The 19828-nt window shown below is 65.8% G+C and carries 18 protein-coding genes; 8 read left to right on the top strand and 10 right to left on the bottom strand.

The window, feature by feature from the left end; genetic code table 11:
- Positions 1 to 71: 71 nt before the first annotated feature.
- The 5 genes from ACE039_RS04345 to ggt all read right to left on the bottom strand — a co-directional run bounded on the left by ACE039_RS04345 (position 72) and on the right by ggt (position 7089).
- Positions 72 to 1940, bottom strand: coding sequence for a dipeptide ABC transporter ATP-binding protein (locus tag ACE039_RS04345; RefSeq protein ID WP_485821758.1), 1869 nt, complete (start codon positions 1938 to 1940; stop codon positions 72 to 74).
- A gap of 14 nt (positions 1941 to 1954) precedes the next feature.
- Positions 1955 to 2833, bottom strand: a complete 879-nt coding sequence (nikC, locus tag ACE039_RS04340; RefSeq protein ID WP_046804619.1) for a nickel transporter permease — start codon at positions 2831 to 2833, stop codon at positions 1955 to 1957.
- The gene (locus tag ACE039_RS04335; RefSeq protein WP_105560140.1) at positions 2830 to 3774 is read right to left on the bottom strand and encodes an ABC transporter permease; all 945 of its coding nucleotides are present in this window, start codon (positions 3772 to 3774) and stop codon (positions 2830 to 2832) included. Before ACE039_RS04335 ends, nikC begins: the two co-directional genes overlap by 4 nt.
- Positions 3775 to 3910: 136 nt before the next feature.
- Positions 3911 to 5425 carry an ABC transporter substrate-binding protein gene (locus tag ACE039_RS04330; protein ID WP_485821756.1) on the bottom strand — a complete coding sequence of 505 codons (1515 nt, stop codon included), beginning with the start codon at positions 5423 to 5425 and terminating at the stop codon, positions 3911 to 3913.
- 35 nt (positions 5426 to 5460) lie between these two features.
- Positions 5461 to 7089, bottom strand: coding sequence for a gamma-glutamyltransferase (gene ggt / locus ACE039_RS04325; protein ID WP_416025369.1), 1629 nt, complete (start codon positions 7087 to 7089; stop codon positions 5461 to 5463).
- A gap of 106 nt (positions 7090 to 7195) precedes the next feature.
- Between ggt and ACE039_RS04320 the strand changes: the two genes are divergently transcribed.
- Entirely contained in the window at positions 7196 to 8098 is a 903-nt protein-coding gene (locus tag ACE039_RS04320; protein ID WP_105560133.1) for a LysR family transcriptional regulator, read from the top strand.
- Between the two features lie 3 nt (positions 8099 to 8101).
- Here ACE039_RS04320 and ACE039_RS04315 read toward each other — a convergent pair whose 3' ends face one another.
- The 4 genes from ACE039_RS04315 to ACE039_RS04300 all read right to left on the bottom strand — a co-directional run bounded on the left by ACE039_RS04315 (position 8102) and on the right by ACE039_RS04300 (position 14754).
- On the bottom strand, positions 8102 to 10273 hold the full coding sequence (locus ACE039_RS04315; protein ID WP_485821755.1) for a phosphocholine-specific phospholipase C: 2172 nt from the start codon (positions 10271 to 10273) through the stop codon (positions 8102 to 8104).
- Between the two features lie 35 nt (positions 10274 to 10308).
- Complete coding sequence (locus tag ACE039_RS04310; protein ID WP_105560131.1) at positions 10309 to 10509, bottom strand: hypothetical protein; 201 nt, start codon at positions 10507 to 10509, stop codon at positions 10309 to 10311.
- 20 nt (positions 10510 to 10529) lie between these two features.
- Complete coding sequence (locus tag ACE039_RS04305; RefSeq protein WP_485821754.1) at positions 10530 to 12536, bottom strand: nucleotide pyrophosphatase; 2007 nt, start codon at positions 12534 to 12536, stop codon at positions 10530 to 10532.
- Positions 12537 to 12774: 238 nt separating this feature from the next.
- Positions 12775 to 14754 carry a PhoX family protein gene (locus ACE039_RS04300; RefSeq protein WP_485821753.1) on the bottom strand — a complete coding sequence of 660 codons (1980 nt, stop codon included), beginning with the start codon at positions 14752 to 14754 and terminating at the stop codon, positions 12775 to 12777.
- Positions 14755 to 14949: 195 nt separating this feature from the next.
- Between ACE039_RS04300 and ACE039_RS04295 the strand changes: the two genes are divergently transcribed.
- Positions 14950 to 15393, top strand: coding sequence for a hypothetical protein (locus ACE039_RS04295; RefSeq protein WP_485821752.1), 444 nt, complete (start codon positions 14950 to 14952; stop codon positions 15391 to 15393).
- Between the two features lie 64 nt (positions 15394 to 15457).
- Here ACE039_RS04295 and ACE039_RS04290 read toward each other — a convergent pair whose 3' ends face one another.
- Positions 15458 to 15688: a hypothetical protein gene (locus tag ACE039_RS04290; protein ID WP_313463859.1), complete on the bottom strand. Its 231-nt coding sequence runs from the start codon at positions 15686 to 15688 to the stop codon at positions 15458 to 15460.
- Positions 15689 to 15729: 41 nt separating this feature from the next.
- Between ACE039_RS04290 and gspG the strand changes: the two genes are divergently transcribed.
- From gspG to gspL, 6 genes are all read left to right on the top strand, one after another.
- Complete coding sequence (gene gspG, locus ACE039_RS04285) at positions 15730 to 16158, top strand: type II secretion system major pseudopilin GspG (protein WP_035214085.1); 429 nt, start codon at positions 15730 to 15732, stop codon at positions 16156 to 16158.
- Entirely contained in the window at positions 16130 to 16618 is a 489-nt protein-coding gene (gene gspH / locus ACE039_RS04280) for a type II secretion system minor pseudopilin GspH (protein ID WP_485821751.1), read from the top strand. The genes gspG and gspH overlap by 29 nt, the downstream gene beginning before the upstream one ends.
- A complete protein-coding gene (gene gspI, locus ACE039_RS04275) occupies positions 16605 to 17006 on the top strand; it encodes a type II secretion system minor pseudopilin GspI (protein WP_310027454.1) in 402 nt (133 codons plus the stop codon). The genes gspH and gspI overlap by 14 nt, the downstream gene beginning before the upstream one ends.
- Positions 17003 to 17635, top strand: a complete 633-nt coding sequence (locus tag ACE039_RS04270) for a PulJ/GspJ family protein (RefSeq protein WP_485821750.1) — start codon at positions 17003 to 17005, stop codon at positions 17633 to 17635. The genes gspI and ACE039_RS04270 overlap by 4 nt, the downstream gene beginning before the upstream one ends.
- Positions 17632 to 18585: a type II secretion system minor pseudopilin GspK gene (gene gspK / locus ACE039_RS04265; RefSeq protein ID WP_485821749.1), complete on the top strand. Its 954-nt coding sequence runs from the start codon at positions 17632 to 17634 to the stop codon at positions 18583 to 18585. Before ACE039_RS04270 ends, gspK begins: the two co-directional genes overlap by 4 nt.
- 160 nt (positions 18586 to 18745) lie before the next feature.
- Complete coding sequence (gene gspL, locus ACE039_RS04260; protein ID WP_485821748.1) at positions 18746 to 19738, top strand: type II secretion system protein GspL; 993 nt, start codon at positions 18746 to 18748, stop codon at positions 19736 to 19738.
- Positions 19739 to 19828: the final 90 nt, after the last annotated feature.

Here is a 19828-nt window from a genome sequence, read left to right as displayed (position 1 = left end):
CGGACCGCAATCGTTGACCCGCGCCCGCCCCCGCCCCGATGCCGAGCGCGTCTCAAGAACCCAATCAGGCCTCAATAAACCCCAATCGAATGTCTCGCCACGAAATGCCCCTCCCCCACGGCCACCAACGGCTCGACCAAAGGATCATCCCCCAGCTTGCGCATCGGACTGGGAATCTCGTCCACCAGCAATGACCGCTCCCGATGCCGCCGCTGCGGATCCGCGATCGGCACGGCGGCCATCAGCTTCTTCGTATAGGGATGCTGCGGATTCTCGAAGATCGCCCGTCTCGGCCCGATCTCGACAATCTGCCCCAGGTACATCACCGCCACCCGGTGGCTCACCCGTTCCACCACCGCCATGTCATGCGAAATGAACAGGAACGACACACCCAGTTCGCGTTGCAGATCCAGCAGCAGATTCACGATCTGGGCCTGGATCGACACATCCAGCGCCGACACCGACTCGTCCGCGATCACCACCTTGGGATTCAGCGCCAACGCTCGCGCAATGCAGATGCGCTGGCGTTGCCCGCCTGAAAACTCGTGCGGATAGCGGTCGATCATTTCTGGCAGAAGGCCGCACTTGTCCATCAGCCAGCGCACGCGGTCCTGCGCAGCCTTACCGCGGGCCACGCCGTGGATCAACAGCGGTTCCATGATGGAATAGCCCACCGTCATCCGCGGGTCCAGCGACGCGAACGGATCCTGGAAGATGAACTGGATGTGCTGGCGCAACGTCTGCATGGCGCTGCCGCGCAGGGCGCCGATGTTCTTGCCGTCGAACTCGATCGTGCCGCTCTTGCTCTTGACCAGTTGCAGCAACGACCGGCCTGTCGTGGTCTTGCCGCAGCCCGACTCGCCCACCAGCGACAGGGTCTCGCCGGGGTACAGGTCGAAACTGACTTTCTCGACCGCGTGCACCCGCTTTTGCACTCGGCCCAGAATGCCGCCAGTGATATCGAAACTGGTGGTCAGGTCGCGCACCTTCAGCACCGGCCCGTTCTCGCGCCGGACGGTCGTCGGCGCCGCCACGGGCGCATCCACCAGCGCGGCCGGATCGGCGACGCGGGCGGCTTCCTCGACCTTCAGCAGCGGGAACGGCGCGGGCTCGTCGGTGCCATGCATGGCGCCCAGGCGCGGCACGGCGGACAGCAAGGCGCGCGTATAGGCGTGCTGCGGACGCGCGAAGATCTCGTCCGCCCCGCCCTCTTCCACCTTGTCGCCGCGATACATCACCAGCACGCGATCGGCCACTTCGGCCACCACGCCCATATCGTGCGTGATGAAAATCACGCCCATGTCCATTTCTTCCTGCAACTGGCGGATCAGCTGCAGGATCTGCGCCTGGATCGTGACGTCCAGCGCGGTCGTCGGCTCATCGGCGATCAACAGCTGAGGCTTGCACGACAGCGCCATCGCGATCATCACGCGCTGGCGCATGCCGCCCGACAACTGGTGCGGATAGCGGTCCAGGATCGCGCGGGCCTCGGGGATGCGCACGCGTTCCAGCATGCGCAGCGTTTCCGCGCGCGCGCCGGCCGCGTCCAGCCCCTGGTGCAGCTGCAAGGCCTCGGCAATCTGGTTGCCCGCCGTGAAGCTGGGGTTCAGCGACGTCATCGGCTCCTGGAAAATCATCGCCACGTCGGCGCCACGCACGCGTTGCAACGTGGTGTCGGGCGCGTGGGCCAGATCCAGCACGTCGCCATTGCGGCGGCGCAAGAACATGTCGCCGTTGACGATCTTGCCGCCGCCATACTCCACCAGGCGCATCAGCGCCAGCGATGTCACCGACTTGCCCGAACCCGACTCGCCCACGATGGCCAGGGTTTCGCCACGATCGACGTGGAACGAGACATTGCGCACGGCCTCGACCGTGCGGTCCGGCGTTTTGAAGCGCACGGTCAGGTCATTGACCTGAACGACGCGTTTGGGATCCATGGTTGCCATAGTGATTACTTTTCCTGACGCGGATCGAGCGCGTCGCGCAGCCCGTCACCCAGCAGATTGAAGCCCAGCACCACCAGGAAAATGGCCGATCCGGGGAAGATCGACATCCAGGGCGCCTGGGTCATGAAGTTCTTGGCCGTGTTCAGCATCGAGCCCCACGACGGCGTCGGCGGCTGCAATCCCAGGCCCAGAAAGGACAGGCTGGCTTCCGCGATGATGGCGGTGGCGATCGTGATGGTGGCCTGGACGATCAGCGGCGGCATCACGTTGGGAAACACGTGCCGGCCGATGATGCGCAAGTCGGATGCGCCCAGCGCCCGGGCGCTTTGCACATAGTCTTCATTCTTGACCGCCAGCACCTGCCCGCGCGTCAGGCGCACGAACTTGGGCGCGGCCGACACGCCGATGGCGATCATCGCGTTCGTCAGGCTGGGCCCCAGAAAGGCCGCCAGCGCGATGGCCAGGATCAGGAACGGAATCGCCAGCAACGCCTCCGTGGCGCGCGAAATGATGCTGTCCGTCCAACCGCCGAAGTAGCCGGCGGCCAAGCCGAACGGCACCCCGACCACCAAGGCGATCAGCACCGACACCAGGCCCGCCATCAAGGACGCCCGGGCGCCATAGACCATGCGGCTGAAAATGTCGCGGCCCAGCTCGTCCGTGCCCAGCCAGTAAGACGCCGACGGCGCCTTGCGGATGGTGGTGAAGCTGGTCTGCAAGGGGTCGTGGTTGGCGATGAAAGGCGCCAGCACGGCCAACAGCACAAAGAACGCCACGATGGCCAGGCCCAGCATCGCGATGTGATTGCGTTTGAATTTTCCCCAGGCGCGGTTGCGGCTGCGGGGCGGCGTGACGGCAGCGGCCGTTGCAGTATTTGCGCTCATGAGTGCCTCAGGCGGGGGTTGACCAGGATGTACAGGATGTCGGCCAGCAGGTTCATCAGGATGAAACCCACCGCCACGCAGAGCACCACGCCCTGCACCACCGCGTAATCACGCGTGAATACCGCGTCCACCACCAGCTTGCCGAAGCCAGGAATCGTGAAGACCTGTTCCGTCAGCACCGCACCGGCCAGCAATTCACCAAACAGCAGCGTCACCAGCGTCACGATCGGCATCAACGCATTGCGCAGCGCGTGGCGCAACACCACCTGGCGCGGCGACACGCCCTTGGCGCGTGCCGTGCGCACATAGTCGGCCGACAACGCTTCCAGCATCGACGAACGCGTATGCCGCATCAGGTACGCGGCGATGGCCGTGGACAGCACCAGCGACGGCATCAGCATGGTCTTGATCGACAGCCAGAAATCTTCGGCCGGCGACACATAGCCCGATGCCGGCAGCAGCTTCCATTGCACCGACACCACCATGATCAGGATGATGCCCAGCCAGAAGTTGGGTATCGACATGCCCGACAGCGCCGCGATGTTCGCCCCCATTTCGATGGGCTTGCCCTTGCGCACCGCGGCGAGGATCCCCATGGGAATGCCGATCAACAGCGCAAAGAACATCGCCATGGCGGCCAGTTGCAACGTCACCGGCAGCTTTTGCGCGATCAGCGTCGTGACCGGCACGTCGGTGCGCAGCGACTTGCCCAGGTCGCCTTGCAGCACCTGCCCGGCCCACGCCGCGTACTGCATCGGCAAGGGGTCGTTCAGGCGGTATTTGTCGCGCAGATAGTCCAGGACGGCCGGGTCGCGCTCTTCGCCGGCCAGCGTCAGTACCGGGTCGCCGGGCAGGATTTTTTGCAGCATGAAGACGATCATCGACACCAGTATCAGTGTCGGTATCGCGACGATCACGCGGCGCAAGATGAGTTTAAGCATGTGGGGAAAACCGTATAACAGGAACGGCGGACGGCGTCCGGCCAACATCACCTGGCGCGCGTCCGCCGCGAAAAGCCAAAGGACGCGTTGCCGCGTCCAACGCGCGCGGCAGCCATGAGGCCGCCGCGCCTCGTCCTTACTTCTGGGCGAACGTCACGCCCTTCAGGCGGATCATGCCATCCGGGTACGGCGTAAAGCCCTTGACCTTCTTGCCCATCACGAAGGGCCACGGCTGGTAGTAGTTGTACACGCCGGGCAGCTCGTCCTGGATGATGGTCATCGCCTGCTCGTAGATGGCCTTGCGGCGCGTCTCGTCAGGGACGGTGCGCGCTTCGTTCAGCAGCTTGTCCACTTCCGGGTTGCAGTAGTGGCCGTCGTTCAGCGCGCCCTTGCACGTCACGAAGGCGTAGATGTTGCCGTCCGGATCCACCCGGCCCGACCAGCCCAGCATGACGATCTGGAAGTTGCCGCCCGACGCTTCCTTTTGCAGCGCCGCGTATTCCGTCGGACGCAACGACAGGTCAAAGCCCGCCTCGGACGCCATCGCCTGCACGATTTCGGCAATCGACGACGTGGTCGTGTTGTTGCCGAACACCAGTTCCGCCTTCACGCGTTCCATGCCGGCCTGTTTCAGCAGCGCCTTGGACTTCGCCACGTCGCGCTGGGTGACGGGAAATTTGTCGCTGTGATAGGGGCTTGCGGGCGGGAACGGCTGCTGCGCCGGTTCAAAGATGCCGCCGCCGGCCACTTCGTTGATGGCGTTGCGGTCGATGGCGTACTGGAACGCCTGGCGCACCAGTTTGTTCTTGAACGGGTTGTCTTCGGCGCGCTTGCCGTTGCCCACGTTGAACATGAACTGCTGGAAACCCAGGCCGGCCACCGGGGCGAACGTCAGGCTGGCGTCGGTCTTGACCTGCGGCGCGTCGGATGGGTTCAGGCGTTCAAGCATGTCCAGGTCGCCCGCGCGCAAGTTCGACAGGCGCACCGTCGTGTCGGGGATCGGCAGGAAGGTGATGCGCTTGAACGCGTAGTCCTTGGCGCCGTAGTACTGGTCGAATTTTTCCAGCACGATGCGGTCGTTCTGGATGCGTTCAACAAACTTGTACGGGCCCGAGCACACGGGCTTGCGGCCCACGGCGGCCACGTCGGCGTCGGTGAAGGTCTTGGGCGACAGCATCATGCCGGCGCGGTCGGACAACTGCGCCAGCAAGGTGGCGTCCGGCTTCTTCAAGGTCAGCACCAGCGTCGTGGCGTCGGGCGCGTCCACTTTTTCAACCGAGCCCAGTTCGCCCTTGCGCAGGCTGTCCGGCAGCGTCATCGCGCGTTCCAGGTTGGCCTTGGCGGCCGCGGCGTCGAACTTCGAGCCGTCGTGGAACAGCGCGTCGTCGCGCAGCTTGAACGTCAGTACCTTGTTGTCGGGGCTGAACGTCCACGACGTGGCTAGTTGCGGCACGAAATGCAGCTTGGGATCAATGTCCACCAGCTTGTCGCACAGCGACGTGAACACGATGCGGCCCACGTACGTGCGGGCGCGGTGCGGGTCCAGCACGTCCGGATCTTCCTGCAGGCCGATCCGGATGTTCTGGGCGCACGCGGCCCCCGCGGCCAGCGCCAGCAAGCTGGCGCCGAAGGTCATGGTCAAGCGTTTCATTGTGTTTTTCCCCTTGTTGCTTGCGAACCTAACGTTTAGAAGCCGACCGCCTGGCCGTCGCGACGGCTGTCGCTGGCGGCGACGTAACCCAGTTCGTTGTCGTTCTCGGACATGCGCCAGATAAACTGGCCGGCGCCGAAGTCCATGTAGGGATCGTCAACGGATTTCAAAGCATGCCCGAGGTCTTTCAGGCCTGCAATGGTCGACGCCTTCATGTTGGTCTCGATGTCCAGCGTGAAGTCGCGGTTGACCTTCCAGCGCGGCGCGCAGCAGGCGGCCTGCGGGTTCTGGTGGTAGTCGATCATGCGGACGACCGTCTGCATGTGGCCTTGGGGCTGCATGTCGCCGCCCATCACGCCGAAGCTCATGACCGGCTTGCCGCCACGCGTCAGGAAACCCGGGATGATGGTGTGGAACGGGCGCTTGCCGCCTTCGACCACGTTGGCCGACTTGGGATCCATCGAGAAACCCACGCCACGGTTCTGCATGCTGATGCCGGTGCCCGGCACGACCACGCCCGACCCGAAACCCATGTAGTTCGACTGGATGAACGAGATCATCATGCCGTTCTCGTCGGCGGCGGTCAGGTAGATGGTGCCGCCGGCGTGCGGGCGGCCCGCCTCGGCGTGCGTCGCCTGGTCCAGGCGGATCAGCTTGGCGCGGCTGTCGAGGTAGGCGTCCGACAACATTTGCTCGGGCGTGACCTGCATGGCGCGCGGGTCGGCCACGTACTTGTACAGGTCGGCAAAAGCCAGCTTCATGGCTTCAATCTGGATGTGCTGCGATTGCACCGAATCCACCGGGATGTCGGACATATCGAAGCGTTCGACGATGCCCAGCGCGATCAGCGCGGCAATGCCCTGCCCGTTGGGAGGGATCTCGTGCAGCTCGTAGCCGCGATACGACTTGGAAATGGGCTTGACCCAGTCCGGGCGGTAATTGCGCAGGTCTTCCAGCGTCATTGCGCCGCCGCATTCCTTGCTGAACGCGGCGATGCGTTCGGCCAGTTCGCCTTCATAGAAGTCGCGGCCCTTGGATTCGGCGATGCGGCGCAGCGTGTTGGCGGCATCGGGGAAACGGAAATGCTCGCCCACCTTGGGCGCGCGGCCTTCGGGCAGGAAGGCCTGGGCGTAGCCCGGCTGCGACTTCAGTTCGTCCGCGGCGGCGGCCCACTTGTGCGCCACCACCGGCGGCACGGCATAGCCGCGCTCGGCGATTTCAATGGCGGGTTCGAACAGTTGCTCGAACGGCAGCTTGCCCAGCTTCTCGTGCAACGCCGCCCAGCCGGCCACCACGCCCGGCACCGTCACGGCATCCCAGCCGCGCTTGGGCTGGATGGCCAGGCCGTCCGGGCCCGTGCCGTACTTGGCCTTGAAGTATTCGGTGTTCCAGGCGGCGGGCGCCACGCCCGACGAGTTCAAGCCATGCAGTTCCTTGCCATCCCAGACGATGGCGAAGCAATCGCCGCCCAGGCCGCACGACACGGGTTCGACCAGGACGATCGTGGCCGCGGCCGCGATGGCGGCGTCCACGGCATTGCCGCCCTTGAGCAGCATGCGCAGCCCCGCCTGGGCTGCCAGCGGATGCGACGTGGAGACCACGTTGCGCGCGAACAGCGGGATGCGTACGGAAGGATACGGGTTGCCCCAGTCGAAGGATTTCATGTGGCTTGTCTCATAACGGGTAAGCAGGCGAAGGTACTCTCGTGATCTAATTAAATCAATTTGATTTTTTGTTCCGTCATAAAAGAAATTTTTATGGGTCGCAGCGATGAGCACCATCCGGTTTTTGCGCACTTTCCTGGCCGTTGCGCACCACGGCTCTTTTTCCGAAGCCGCCGAGCAGGTCGCCCTGACCCAGGCGGCCGTCAGCTTCCAGATGCGTTCGCTGGAGGCCGAACTGGGCCGCGAACTGTTCGACCGCAGCGGGCGTCTTGCCATTCTTAACGCAGCCGGGCGGGAATTGCTACCTGAAATCAAGCATTTACTGGATTTATACGACCGAATGAGGTTGCCGCGCACCGTGCCTGGCGAACTGGCGGGCGCCGTGTCGGTGGGCAGCATCGTGTCGTGCATGGGAACCCTGTCCAAGGTCGTGTCGGGCCTGAAGAAGGCCCATCCGAAGCTGGACGTGCGCATCCTGTCGGGCAAGGCCAGCGAGCTGGCCGGCAAGGTCGAAGACGGTGAACTGGACGCGGCGTTCCTGGTGGAAGCCGGACGCAAGATGGCCAGCACGCGCTGGACCCCGCTATATGAAGAGCAATTGGTCGTGATCGCCCCCGCTTCCGCCACGGGCAAGGACGCCCGTCAGGTGTTGGCGAACAACCCCTTCCTGCGGTTCGACCGCACCCAGCGCACGGGCCTGCAGATCGACCGTCTGTTGCGGCGCCTGGCGGTGCCGTTGAACGAGTTCCTGGAACTCAACGCCATCGAGACCCTGGTGGAACTGGTGCGCCAGGAAGTCGGCGTGACCCTGCTGCCGCTGATCAATGGGTCCAATTGGCAGCACAGCCCGGAGCTGCGGATATTGACGCTGCCGGAAGACTTAGGCCCGCTTTCGCGGGCCATCGGCATGCTGGAACGGCGCGAACACGCGCGCCAGGGCATTACGGCGGCGATCTGCGAGGCGTGCGCCACGGCATTCCGGGCGCGCGAACCGCAAACCGCCGCCTGACCGTCAGGTGCCCATTGCCGGATCCGTGATGGAGGTCTTGCCCGTTTCAACGTGACCGGCGAAGCGGCGCAGGTAGGACGGGTCTTCGGACAGGCGGGCCGTGAAGTCGTACCAGTGGCCGCTGCCTTCCAGCGCCCAATGTTGTTCGACCTTGCTGCCCGCCGGCACGGTCAGCGTCCAACGCTCGTTATTGGTGTAGTACGCGTTGGGGGTGACTTCGAAGGTGCACGCGTCCTTGCCGCTATTGATGAAGCTGACATAGAGGTCGCCATTGGCGATGTCATAGCAGACGCGGATTTCAGGATCCAGCTGCGAGGTGCGCGCCCGCGCCAGGTCGCCCGAGAAATGGCGGTGATAGCCGTTGGGGCCCAACACCCACAGATCGTACTTGCCGCCATCGGCCGCCGTATCCCAACTTCCTTCCAGCTGCTTGTCCGGTTCCACCGTATAGCGGCGCGGCGCATCGTCCAGATGCAGGCGGTCATACACGTGGAAAACCGCCGCCTGCTTGCCCGTGTTGGAGAACACCAGCCACATATTGCCGGTATTGGGCTGGCTGCGGCCGCTGGTGTGCAGCTCGTAGGGCAAGGCGCGCGCGTAGCGGTAACCCTTCTCCTGCACCGGCTTGGCTTGCGTCGTCGTGTCCGGCAACGGCACGGCGGTCAACGCTTGCTGGTCAGAGCGCAGTTGGTCGGCGCCGGCACGCGTCAGCGTATTCAGGTCAGGCAGCTTTTCGTCGTTGGGGGTGGCGAAGTTGAAGGCCGACGTCAGGTCGCCCAGCACGGCACGCCGCCACGGGCTGATGTTGTCTTCCGGCACGCCAAAGCGGGCTTCCAGGAAACGCAGCACCGACGTGTGGTCGAACGCCTGGGAATTGACCCAGCCGCCACGGCTCCACGGCGACACCACGTACATCGGCACGCGCGGGCCGGGGCCGTACACACGGTTATCGGCCGCGTCCTGGGCCGACGCGTGCGTGTGGCGCTCCAGGTCGGTATTGACGGTAGACGCGCCGATCATCGAACCGTCCTTTGTCAGCGACGGAGCGGCGGGCGGCGGCACGTGGTCGAAGTAACCGTCGTTTTCGTCGAAGTTGATCAACAGGACGGTCTTGCTCCACACATCCGGGTTCGAGGTCAGCGCATCCAGCGTTTCCTGGATATACCAGGCGCCCTGGACGGGGCTGGACGGGCCGGGATGTTCGGAATACGTGGCGGGCGCCACGATCCACGACACTTGCGGCAAGGTGCCATTGTTGACGTCATCACGCAGGGCTTGCAGGAAGCCGCCATCGGGCATGGTGTTGGCCGTGCCCTTGTACAAGGGGTTGGCGGCATCCATGCTGGGCGTCCAGGCCGGGTACGGGGATCCGTTGGCCGCGTTGCCCGCCTGTTCGTTGGCGCGGCGGTATTGCTGGAAACCGGCCAGCGAGTTGTCGCCGAAGTTCTCGGGCAGGTTCTGGTACACCTTCCAGGTGACGCCGGCCTCTTGCAGGCGTTCCGGGTACGTCTTCCAGGTCCAGCCGGTGGTGGACGCGCCCAGGCTGTCCCACTGGTTGCGGGTCGACGGGCCGTTGCCCTGCGCCAGCGGATCGTTGGTGCCGGTCCACAGGAACAGGCGGTTGGTGTTGGTGCCGCCGTGGGTCGAACAGTGGTAGGCATCGCACAGCGTGAAGGCTTCGGCCAGCGAAAACTGGAAGTCCACTTCTTTCTGGCGGTAGTAGCCCATGGACTGGTTTTGCTTGTAGCGCGGCCACTGATCCATGCGGCCGCCGTCCCACGCCATCTGCGCGTCCATATAGTCGTGCGGCGTGCCGGCCACGCGCTGGGCGTTGCCCTGCGTACTGTCCAGGTGATACGGCATCACCACGCGCGTGCCGTTGCTCTGTTCCCAGACCGACCGGTTCTGCGGCAGCGGGATCGTCATGCGGTCGCCAAAACCGCGCACGCCCTTGTACGTGCCGAAGTACATGTCGAACGAGCGGTTTTCCTGCATCAGGATGATCACGTGCTCGACGTCGTTGATCGTGCCGGTGCGGTTATTGGCCGGGATGGCCAGCGCGCGGCGGATGGCGGGCGGGAACATCGACAGCGCGGTCAGGCCGGCGGTGGAGGCCGCGGCGTTGCGCAGAAAGCGGCGCTTGCCGGCGTGGATCGGGTCTTTTTCGGACTTCACGGTTTCGTTTCCTATGTCTCTGGAAGAAGCGCGGCTCACGGCGCGCAACGCAGTTCGGGCTTGGCCGGGGTGGGCGGCGTCACCGGCGTTTCGGTGCCGCCGTTGCCGGGCGTGCCGGCGCCGTCGTCGGGCTTGCTGTCGTCGCTATCGTCGCCACCGCATGCGGCCAGCGTGGCGGTCAGCATCAGCACTGCGCCCGCGCGCAGCAAACCGCGCAAAATCATGGAATTGCTCATGGTTTTCTATCCTTGGAACATCAGGGAAACAGTTCGGAAACGGACTTGCCGGACATGGCCAGGGACTTCACTTCGTCGTCGGTCAGGGCGCGCGACCAGAAGGCCAGGTCGTCGAAATTCATCGTGTAGGGGCCCTTGGTGCCGGCGCAGCAAATGCCGTAGGTGCCCAGGCCGTCTTCGTTCAAGCCGATGTGCGGACCAAACACGCCCGCCACTTGCGCCAGATTCACCGCTCCCGTGCCGACCGAGCGGCGCGAATAGCCGATGTCCTTGTCATAGACGTAGGCGGTCATGGTCTTGGCGGCCTTGTCGATGGTCATGGCGATATAGACCGGCTTGTTCGGCGTGAACTTCACGCCATTGATGTCGACTCGCGACCCGCCACCCGCCAGGTTGAAGCGCAGCTCGGGGCCGGCCCACTGGGCGATGGTGATGCCGGGGTTGCCGCCAGAGTTGTAGTCCTTGTTGCCCAGGATCGAGCGGTCGTTGGCCGTGCCGTCAGACTGGTACCAGAAACCGATCGTGAAGACCTGCAAGCTGTCCAGCAGCCCCGCCGGGTAATCCAGCTTGAAGGCGCCCAAGGCGGCGGCCCCGCGTTCGTTCTGGAACATCTTGCCGAAGATGCCCGCGTTGGCGTAGGCCGGCGCCTGCACGCCGTCGTACGGCGTGATCGCACCGCCGCCCGCCGCCACGTCGGTCACATTGCCTTCGAACGGGAACAGCATCGTCAGGCCGGTGCGCAGCGAGGCCAGCAGCGGCACGGGCTTGGCATAGACCACCGTGGCGCGGGTCGCGCTGACGGCGCGCCCGGCGGACACGCTGTAGTTCAGCGCATGCACACCTTCCGTATCGAAGGTGAAACCCGTGTCCTCGTAATCCGTGGCGGTTGCCGGCAAGCGCGCCACTTCGGCGCCGTCCCGGCTGACCACGATCTCGTCGCTGGGTTCGCCCACGCGCACCCACGAGAGCGACACGGTCTTGTTGTCCATGGACGTGCGTGCCGCCAGCCGGCGCAGGGCCAGGGGTTCCGACAGCGGCGTGCCCGCCATATCGTAGGCGCCCGCGGCGGGCAGCGCGCCCAGGTGAGCCAGCAGCGTGGGCGTCACATCGGCCGCGCTGGGCAGCGCATACCAGTTGTTGTCCCACACGCCGTCGACAGACGCGTCGTCCGACGTGCCCCCCAGCATCGCGGGCTGGTTCGTCGCCAGCACGATGGTCTTGTTCAACGACATGGGCAGGCCGTCGCTGGCGCCCGTCTTGTCCAGGCCATGGCTGGCAGCCACGACGATCAGCCAGTTCTCGCCGGGATTCGCGGCGCGGCGGTCGGCGACCTGTTTGGCCAGCACGCCCACGGCGGCGTCCGTCTGGCGGATGACTGCTTGGTAATTCGCGCCAAAACCGCTATCCGAGGCGGCACGCTCGGCGGCGCCGAACTGGGCCACCACCACGTCGTAGCCTTCCGTGATGCGGTCACGCGCTTGCGTGGCGACGCAATCGTCAACGCCGGCGCAGTCCGTCACGGCTTGCAGGTAGCCGGCGTCGCGGTCGCGGCCGACCAGCCCCGCCAGCAACGTCGAATTGAAGGCCGCAGACACGCGTGCATCGGGATGCGCCGCCTTCACGCGCTGGAACAGGCTGGGCGACTTCACCGCCTGGCCCGCGGCGTTGGACCGCACGCCATGCGCGTCGGCCCACTGGCCCGTCAGCAGCGTGGCCCAGCCGGGAACCGCCAGGGTGGGCTGTTGCGTGACGCCGCCCGTCACGCCACCCGTCCAGGCGCGCGTGAGGGTCAACTGGCCGATGTTGGACAAGCTCTTGTCCGCCACGCCTTGGCGCATGGCGTCATAGGTCAGCCCATCGACGCCAATGAACAGCACCTTTTCGACGGCCGGCTTGCCCGGCTCGGTCACCGGCGGCGTGGTCGGCGGCGCCTCGGTGTCGTCGTCATCGTCACTACCCCCACAGCCCGCCAATGCGCTGGTAGCCAGCAACATGGCGCACCATCTTCTCCAATTCAATGCTTGCATGCTTCTCTTCTCGTTTCATGAACAGGGTTTTTATGCTGCGCACATAGTGGCGGCCCAACGTGAAGGCCCCATGAACCAAAGGGCAGAAAGCCTGATCGACGGATCAGGATTCTTTTGCGAAAAATGGAGTGCGCCCGCGCATGAAAAAGGGACCGGCGTACCGGTCCCTGACGTTGCGGCCAACACCGCGCATGCGCCGCTTCGCGGCCTGTGCGGCGCTGCCTGGATGACGCGTGGACTACGCGCCGATCTTCACACCGGTCAGGTAGCCGACGGCTGCGCCGAAGCCGTCCTTGTAGTTGGCCTTGACCAGCGGCTCGAGCGTGGGCCGCACCACGGCGTGAACGCCACCCCAATCGGCCGCGTGCTGGAAGTTGCTGGTGATGTAGGTCCAGCCGTTGATTTCGTCCACGGCTTGCAGACCGGTGGATTCCGCGGCCACCGGGCACGACAGCAGGCGTGACAACGCCTTCGTGTCGACGTTGTAGGCCCACATGAAGTTGTTGACGTGGCCGCCGCTGTCTTCACCCACGAACAATGTGCGCAGCTTTTCCGAGAACTTCAGGTTGTCGGGGTTCGAGACGAAATCGGCGTTGTGCGTGTTGCCCAGCGCATCCGGCGTCGCCAGCGGTTTGCCGACCAGTTCCGCCACCGCGCCCATGTCCACCGGCACCCATTCGCTGTCGATCGCGCTGCCGTCGGTGTCGACCTGGCCGGCTTGCATGTGCAGCTGGTACACCGCGCCGGCCGCGTTGGCTTCCACCTTCAGGCCCGCAACCTTGCCATCGATCATGGACGATTCAATGCGCGACATGGCGCTGTAGGCGATCTTGTCCTTGGCGTTGACGGTTGTGCCTTCCATTTTGGTGAAGGCCAGCGTGCCGCCCACGAGCGCCGCATAGCGGTGCGTTTCCAGGAACGCCGCGGCCTGGCGGCGGCCCGGCTGCAGCTTCACCCAGTTGTCCTTGTTGTTGTAGCGAATCTTGGTGAACGACGCGTCGGCCGGGTCGGTGGTGCGCACGTCCATGATGTCGGCCGCCACCAATTGGTCAGCCAGCTCCTTGATTTCGGCGCTGGTGGCATGGCCCAGTTTGATCCACTTCAGCGTGCCGGCGCCCGCCCCCGTGCCCGAGGTCTGCGTCCATTGGGCCACGTAGAGCGTGCCCGCCGACAAGTCCGCCTTGCGGTCGGCCACGAACATGAACAGGCCGCCGTTGGTGGCGTCGTCGCCCATCAGCGCGGTGCGCTGGTCGGGCATCACCTGCACCAACTCGTGCGAGATGCGGCCCATGCAATAGTGCTTCTTGATGGTGCCCGTGCCGTCCGGATGCACGGTAACTTCCGGCATGTGGCCGTAGTGGTACGGATTGGCCTTGGCGGGGTCGCCGTAGAGGTTCTGGCTATAGGCCTGGAACGACGCAAGCGTGCGGGCGGTCGTTGCGTCCGGCTCGTACTCTTCGCTGGACAGGTGGGTGCCCCAGGGCGACAGGCTGGCACCGCAGGTGATCCACAGGCCATGCACCGACGCGGTGTCGACATTGCTGTACTTCACCAGGCTCAGTTTGCCGGTGTTCGGGTCTTGCGACAGGGTCAGCACGGCAATCGGCGACGGCAGCAAGCCGTACATGTCGTTGCCGGCCTGGTCCATCGACTGGTATTCGAATTGCACCACGGCATAGACCGCGTTGCCGGCCACGCCGGCGACCTTGGTCGGCTCCGACAGGGCCAGCAGCGACGTGCCGTCCGGACAGTTCGAAAAGAACTGGCGGGCGCGGGCGGGCACCGAGTTGTCCATGATCGGCGCGCCGGCCAGGTTGAAGTACCCGCCCGCCACCATCGTGCCGCCCTTGCCGTCCGGCACGGCGTCGCCCGTGATGAAGAACGGCTCGTAGCCCAGTTCAACGGTGCGCTTGGAACCGTCGCTGAAGGTCAGCGCCATCGCCGAGCTCACGGTCGTTCGCGCCATCAGTTGCGGCGTGGCCAGGGTCGGCGCGGGCATCGACGTGAACGCGGCGGACGAAAACGTCACCGGCGTGGCCGGGGGGTTGGGATTCGGATTCGGATTCGGATTCGTCGAGCCATCGCTGTCGTCATCGTCGTCGCTCGAGTTACAGCCGGCCAGCAGCGCGGCCATGCTGACACCGCCGATCGGCAGCATCGGCGCGCCTCCCAGCATCTTCAGGAGTCGGCGGCGATTGGCTTGATTCGTATCTTGCATGCGGGTGTCCCAGTTGGATCGGATAAACGCGCTCGGGGAAAGTCGAGCGTTGCCGGCATGCTAGATACCCGCCATGTAAGCGCCATGACAAAAAACTGTACGGAACCTGAATCGAACGCGGATTACCGGTATCGGCGTTGTCATGAACAACCGCTATAGTCGGGCGCGTCGCTTTTCGTATTCGTTGTCGCCCTTATGCCGCTTTCCTTGCGCCCTTCCCTGCCTTCCGCGCCCGCCACGCTGCGCGTCCTTGCCGTGCTGGCGCTTGCCGCGGGCGTGGGCGTTTGGGCCGCCGTGCTGCTTGCGCCGCGCCCCGGCCCGTTGCCGCCAGCCGTGTCGGCCTCCGCGCCGCGCGCAGCCGACAACACGCCGGTGGCGTTGTGGTTTGGAAAGGACGAGGTGATGCGCACGCAGATCAGCGTACTGGGCCTGATCGCAGCCGGCCCGGACGGCGCGGCGGTGCTAAGCGTGGATGGCGGCCCGCCGCTGGCTTATCGGGCGGGCGGCGAAGTGGCCCCGGGCATCGTGCTGCGCGATATCGCAGTGGATGCCGTGACGGTGGAACAAGGGGGAAGATTGAACCGCCTGGCCACCCCCGCCGCGCTGGCAGCGTCGGCAGGGATCGCGCAGGTGAATTGAAACGCTGGTAGCTTGAATCTGATGATTGCGGGTCAGGCGGCGCTTCCTTTCAAGCGCCCGCCGATCAGCGCTTGCGGCCCGCGGGGCGGCCCATTTGCTTGCGGCCTGCCAGGTTCGACAGGGAGGACCCTGCCGGTTTCTGTGTGGCGGCAGCCAGCTTCTTCTGTTGAAGCGCCTTTTCAACCAACGCCGCCAATCCAGTCGAAGACTTCTCTTTTGTAGCCATTACCGCTCCTTGTAGAAGGGCCATGGTAGCAGGCGGCCAGCTTTGCAACGCATTACTGTCATATTTCATGTCCACAATTCCGTGCTTCTACTGAATACCGGAGTTGCAAAGTGCGTCAGTTACCGCGCGGGCTCGCCCGCCAGCAAGGTTTCACCCTGATCGAAATCATGGTGGTGATTGTGATCATGGGGATCCTGGCGGCCCTGATCGTGCCACGCGTGCTGGACCGTCCCGATCAGGCCCGGCAAGTCGCCGCGCGCCAAGACATCGCGGGCATCATGCAGGCGCTCAAGCTCTACCGGCTGGACAACGGCCGCTACCCCACCACGGCACAGGGACTGCGCGCGCTGGCGGAAAAGCCCGATGGCGCCAACAACTGGCGCGGTTACCTGGACAAGTTGCCCAACGACCCCTGGGGTCATCCGTACCAATACCTGAGCCCCGGCGTCAAGGGCGACATCGATGTCTTCTCGTTCGGCGCCGACAACAAGCCCGGGGGAGAAAACGGCGATGCCGACATCGGTTCCTGGGAACTCTGAACGCGGATTCACGCTGGTCGAAGTGCTGGTGGTGCTGGTGATCGTGGCCATCGCGGCCAGCATGGTCAGCCTGTCCATCGGGAAAAGCGACAACGGCCTGCGTAGCGATGCCCAACGCCTGGCCGACGCCTTCACCGTGGCGCAAAGCGAAGCCCGCAGCGACGGGCGCCCCATTCGCTGGCTGGCGAACGGCCAGGGCTGGTCGTTCGAACGCCAGGGCCGCCTGCCGGGTCCCAGCGCCCAGGAAGACACGCCGGTGCCGGTCGATCACCTGGAACACGACGACATGTTGCGCGCGCAGACCTGGCGGGCGGGCGCCGTCCAGCTACGGCTGGATCCCGACCACCCCCTGATCTTCAACACCGAATGGGTGGCGGCCCCCATGGCGCTTACCCTGCGCGCGGGCGACGCCAGCGTCACCCTGCAACGCGACGCCTCCGGCCGCTATGACATCCGTTGAATCGCCCCGATCCGCTGATCGCCAGCGCGGCTTCACCCTGATCGAAGTGCTGGTGGCGCTGGCCATCATCGCCGTGGCGATGGCCGCCGCCCTGCGCGCAACCGGCGTCATGTCGGCCAACAACCGCGCCTTGCAGGACAAGACGCTGGCGCTGCTGGCGGCGCAAAACGCGTTGACGCAGCTGCGGCTGGAACAGACCCTGCCGCGCGCCGGCTCGCAGACGGTGCCCTGCCCGCAAGGCGGCCGCGCGCTGCAATGCGAACTGGTGTTCACCAATTCCATGAACCGCAGCTTTCGGCAGGTTTCCGTGAATGTCCATGACGCCGCGTCCTCGCGCCCGGACGCGGTGCTGCTGCAACTTGACGGGCTGTTGTCCAGCCTGCGATGAGCATGCGTCCCGCATCGAACCGATCGTCCCCCGCCCGCGCAGCCCAGGCCGGCTTCACGCTGATCGAAGTGCTGGTGGCCCTGGCATTGATGGCGCTGGTCAGCCTGATGGCGTGGCGCGGCCTGGCCAGCGTCTCCAGTGCGCGCGACTGGATCGAGCAGGAAGCCGAAGACACGGACGCCATCGTCCGCACCCTGGGCCAGATGGGGCGCGATGTCGAATTGTCGTATTCCGGACCCAGCTTCGATTCCGCGGGCAAGGACGCGTTGACATTGACGACGGGCCTGCGCCTGTTGCGCCGGACAAGCGGCGGCAACGCCCTGGAGCTGCTGCGCCCCGACCCCGACGGCAACGGCTTGTGGCAGCGCGTGCAATGGCAGGTGCGGGCAGACGGCTTGTGGCGCGCCAGCGGCCCGTCGGCGCCGCGTAGCCCGCTGCCCGCTGCGGTCGACGGCGTGCTGCTCTTGCCTGGCGTGCGGGCGCTGGGCGTGCGCGCCTGGGTACCCGGCACGGGCTGGGTCGACGCCAACGCCAGCTTCGCCACCGCGCCGACCGGCATTGAAATCACGCTGGAACGCGGCGCGGCCAACGCCCCCCAGCGCTATATCCGCATCCTGGAGCTGCCATGACGGCCCGCCCTCCGGTCCGCGAACGCGGCGCGGCGGTCATCAGCGCGCTGATCATCGTCGCCATCGTGGCCGCGCTGACGACAAGCCTGTTCCAGCGCCAGACGGCCAGCACCCGCCGAGTGGAAAACGAACTGGCCCGCGTGCAGGCCCGCGTCATGCTCGCAGGCGGCATCGACTGGGCGCGCCTGGTCATCCGCGATCACGGCAAGCGCGAGTCCACGACCCGCGGCGACCAGATCTGGGCAACGCCCGTGCTGGACACGCGCATCGAACGGCCCGGCGACGAACGGGTCGCCGTATTCTCGGGACGCGTCCAGGACGAGCAAGGGAAATACAACCTGAGCAACCTGGCCCGTAACGGCGTGCCGCAACCCGAACAGGAAAAAGTGCTGCGCCGGCTATTGAACGTGCAGCAACTGCCCGACAGCCTGGCCGGCCACATCATCGACCTCATCGCCGCCGCGCAGCCCCCGGCCTTGGCGGCCGACTCGCCGTCATCGTCGAACGGCCAACGCGTCGCGGCGCCTGACGCGCGCGCGCCGCTGCCCCGAGGCGTGGACGAGATCGCCGCCCAGCTTGGGCTGGAACCGCCCGCGCGCAACGCCATGCGCCTCACGATGACCGTCTTGCCGGTGGCCACCAGCGTCAACGTCAACACCGCGCCCGCCGAGGTCATCGCCGCGTTGGTGCCCGGCCTGTCGCTCAGCCAGGCGCGGGCGATAACGGGCGAGCGGGACCGCGGCAACTGGTTCAACAACACCGGCGACTTCGCCAACCGGCTGACCGGCACCGGCGTGGACACGCCCGCGCCCACCGTTACGACCGCCAGCGGCTGGTTCATGGCCAGCGGCACCGTGGTCTACGAACGGGCCCGGGTTTCCATGCAAGCCCTGGTACGCAGTGCCCCGCCAGCCGCGCCCGACACGATATGGACACGAGAACTTCCTTGAATAACGCCCCCACGCTACACCCGCTTCGCGGACTTGCTGCCCCCCAGGGGGGCCTTTTCATCTTGGGGACGGCCCCGCTGAATAATGCCCCCACGCTACACCCGCTTCGCGGACTTGCTCCCCCCCGGGGGGGCGTCTTCATCTTGGGGACGGCCCTGCGATGAAGAACTCCCTGCGTATCGCGCTACCTGCCCTGGATGAATTCAGCGCGGGTTCGCCGTTGCCCTATGCGTGGTTCGACCGGCGTGGGCGTTGCGCGCAGCAAGGCGAAATGACCTTGCAGGCGCTGGGCAACGCTTATCCGAATGCCGCGTGCGAAGCGGTGCTGCATCCCGCGGACGTCATCGCCACCACGGTGCAGATTCCCGCCGTCGCCCGCGCGCGCATGGCCGCCGCGGTCCATAGCGCCCTGGAACCGCTGGTGCTAAGCGATCTGGATGCGCTTGCGATCGGCTATGGCCCGCGCGGCGCGGATGGCAAGGTGCCGTTGGCCTGGGCGCCGCGCGAACCCGTGCGCCGGGCCTGGGGCCTGTTGAATGCGCAAGGCTTGCGCGCGCACGCCCTCATCGCCCCGCAGACGCTGGCGCCCGCCTCGGATGCCCCCTTGCGAGACCCGGCGGATCCGCGTTGGCAGGCGGCATCGCCGTCGTGGTCGCTGGCGATGCCGCAATTGGCCCCCGCCCGTGTCTCGCGCTGGCGTCCCGTCTGGCGTTGGGGCGCGGCGGCAGCCGTGGTCTGGATCGCAGGCCTGAACATCCATGCGGCGCAATTGAGCGCCGAAGCCGACGCATTGAAGAACGGCATGCGCCAGCAGGTGCTGGCCGCCTTCCCCGACTTGCCCGTGGTGCTGGACCCGGCGCGGCAGGCCCAGCAAGGCCTGGACGCGCTGCTGGCCAATCGGGGCTCGGCCAGCGCGGCGGATTTTCTGCCCCTGGCCCGCGCCGCCGCGCAGACGCTGCCCTTCGCGGCCGACAAGGTGGCACGCCTGAGCTATGCCGACCAGGCGCTCACCCTGCAACTGGCCGATGCCGGCGAACAAGCCCAACGCGTCGCGGAAACCCCCGCGCTGGTCCAGCAGGCCGCCGCATTGGGCCTGAAACTGGAGCGCAGCGACACCGACAACACCTGGCGCATCCTGCGCAAGCAACCATGACCCTGAACCAACGCCTGCAACACGCCTGGCAATCCGTCCGCAAACCCGTGGACCCGGCGCTGGCCCGCGCGCGCCAGCGCTATGCGGCGC

The sequence above is a fragment of the Achromobacter maghribensis genome (genome assembly GCF_057334215.1).
This window is presented reverse-complemented; position numbering and strand designations above follow the sequence as displayed.

What these genes read in the sequence shown, in the direction of transcription:
- ACE039_RS04310 (WP_105560131.1), bottom strand. Translation starts at nt 10,509, where the DNA reads ATGAGCAATTCCATGATTTTGCGCGGTTTGCTGCGCGCGGGCGCAGTG.
- gspH (WP_485821751.1), top strand. Translation starts at nt 16,130, where the DNA reads ATGCCGACATCGGTTCCTGGGAACTCTGAACGCGGATTCACGCTGGTC.
- ACE039_RS04335 (WP_105560140.1), bottom strand. Translation starts at nt 3,774, where the DNA reads ATGCTTAAACTCATCTTGCGCCGCGTGATCGTCGCGATACCGACACTG.
- ACE039_RS04330 (WP_485821756.1), bottom strand. Translation starts at nt 5,425, where the DNA reads ATGAAACGCTTGACCATGACCTTCGGCGCCAGCTTGCTGGCGCTGGCC.
- ACE039_RS04345 (WP_485821758.1), bottom strand. Translation starts at nt 1,940, where the DNA reads ATGGATCCCAAACGCGTCGTTCAGGTCAATGACCTGACCGTGCGCTTC.
- gspK (WP_485821749.1), top strand. Translation starts at nt 17,632, where the DNA reads ATGACGGCCCGCCCTCCGGTCCGCGAACGCGGCGCGGCGGTCATCAGC.
- nikC (WP_046804619.1), bottom strand. Translation starts at nt 2,833, where the DNA reads ATGAGCGCAAATACTGCAACGGCCGCTGCCGTCACGCCGCCCCGCAGC.
- ACE039_RS04295 (WP_485821752.1), top strand. Translation starts at nt 14,950, where the DNA reads ATGCCGCTTTCCTTGCGCCCTTCCCTGCCTTCCGCGCCCGCCACGCTG.
- ACE039_RS04290 (WP_313463859.1), bottom strand. Translation starts at nt 15,688, where the DNA reads ATGAAATATGACAGTAATGCGTTGCAAAGCTGGCCGCCTGCTACCATG.
- gspL (WP_485821748.1), top strand. Translation starts at nt 18,746, where the DNA reads ATGAAGAACTCCCTGCGTATCGCGCTACCTGCCCTGGATGAATTCAGC.
- ACE039_RS04270 (WP_485821750.1), top strand. Translation starts at nt 17,003, where the DNA reads ATGAGCATGCGTCCCGCATCGAACCGATCGTCCCCCGCCCGCGCAGCC.
- ACE039_RS04305 (WP_485821754.1), bottom strand. Translation starts at nt 12,536, where the DNA reads ATGCAAGCATTGAATTGGAGAAGATGGTGCGCCATGTTGCTGGCTACC.
- ggt (WP_416025369.1), bottom strand. Translation starts at nt 7,089, where the DNA reads ATGAAATCCTTCGACTGGGGCAACCCGTATCCTTCCGTACGCATCCCG.
- ACE039_RS04300 (WP_485821753.1), bottom strand. Translation starts at nt 14,754, where the DNA reads ATGCAAGATACGAATCAAGCCAATCGCCGCCGACTCCTGAAGATGCTG.
- gspI (WP_310027454.1), top strand. Translation starts at nt 16,605, where the DNA reads ATGACATCCGTTGAATCGCCCCGATCCGCTGATCGCCAGCGCGGCTTC.
- ACE039_RS04320 (WP_105560133.1), top strand. Translation starts at nt 7,196, where the DNA reads ATGAGCACCATCCGGTTTTTGCGCACTTTCCTGGCCGTTGCGCACCAC.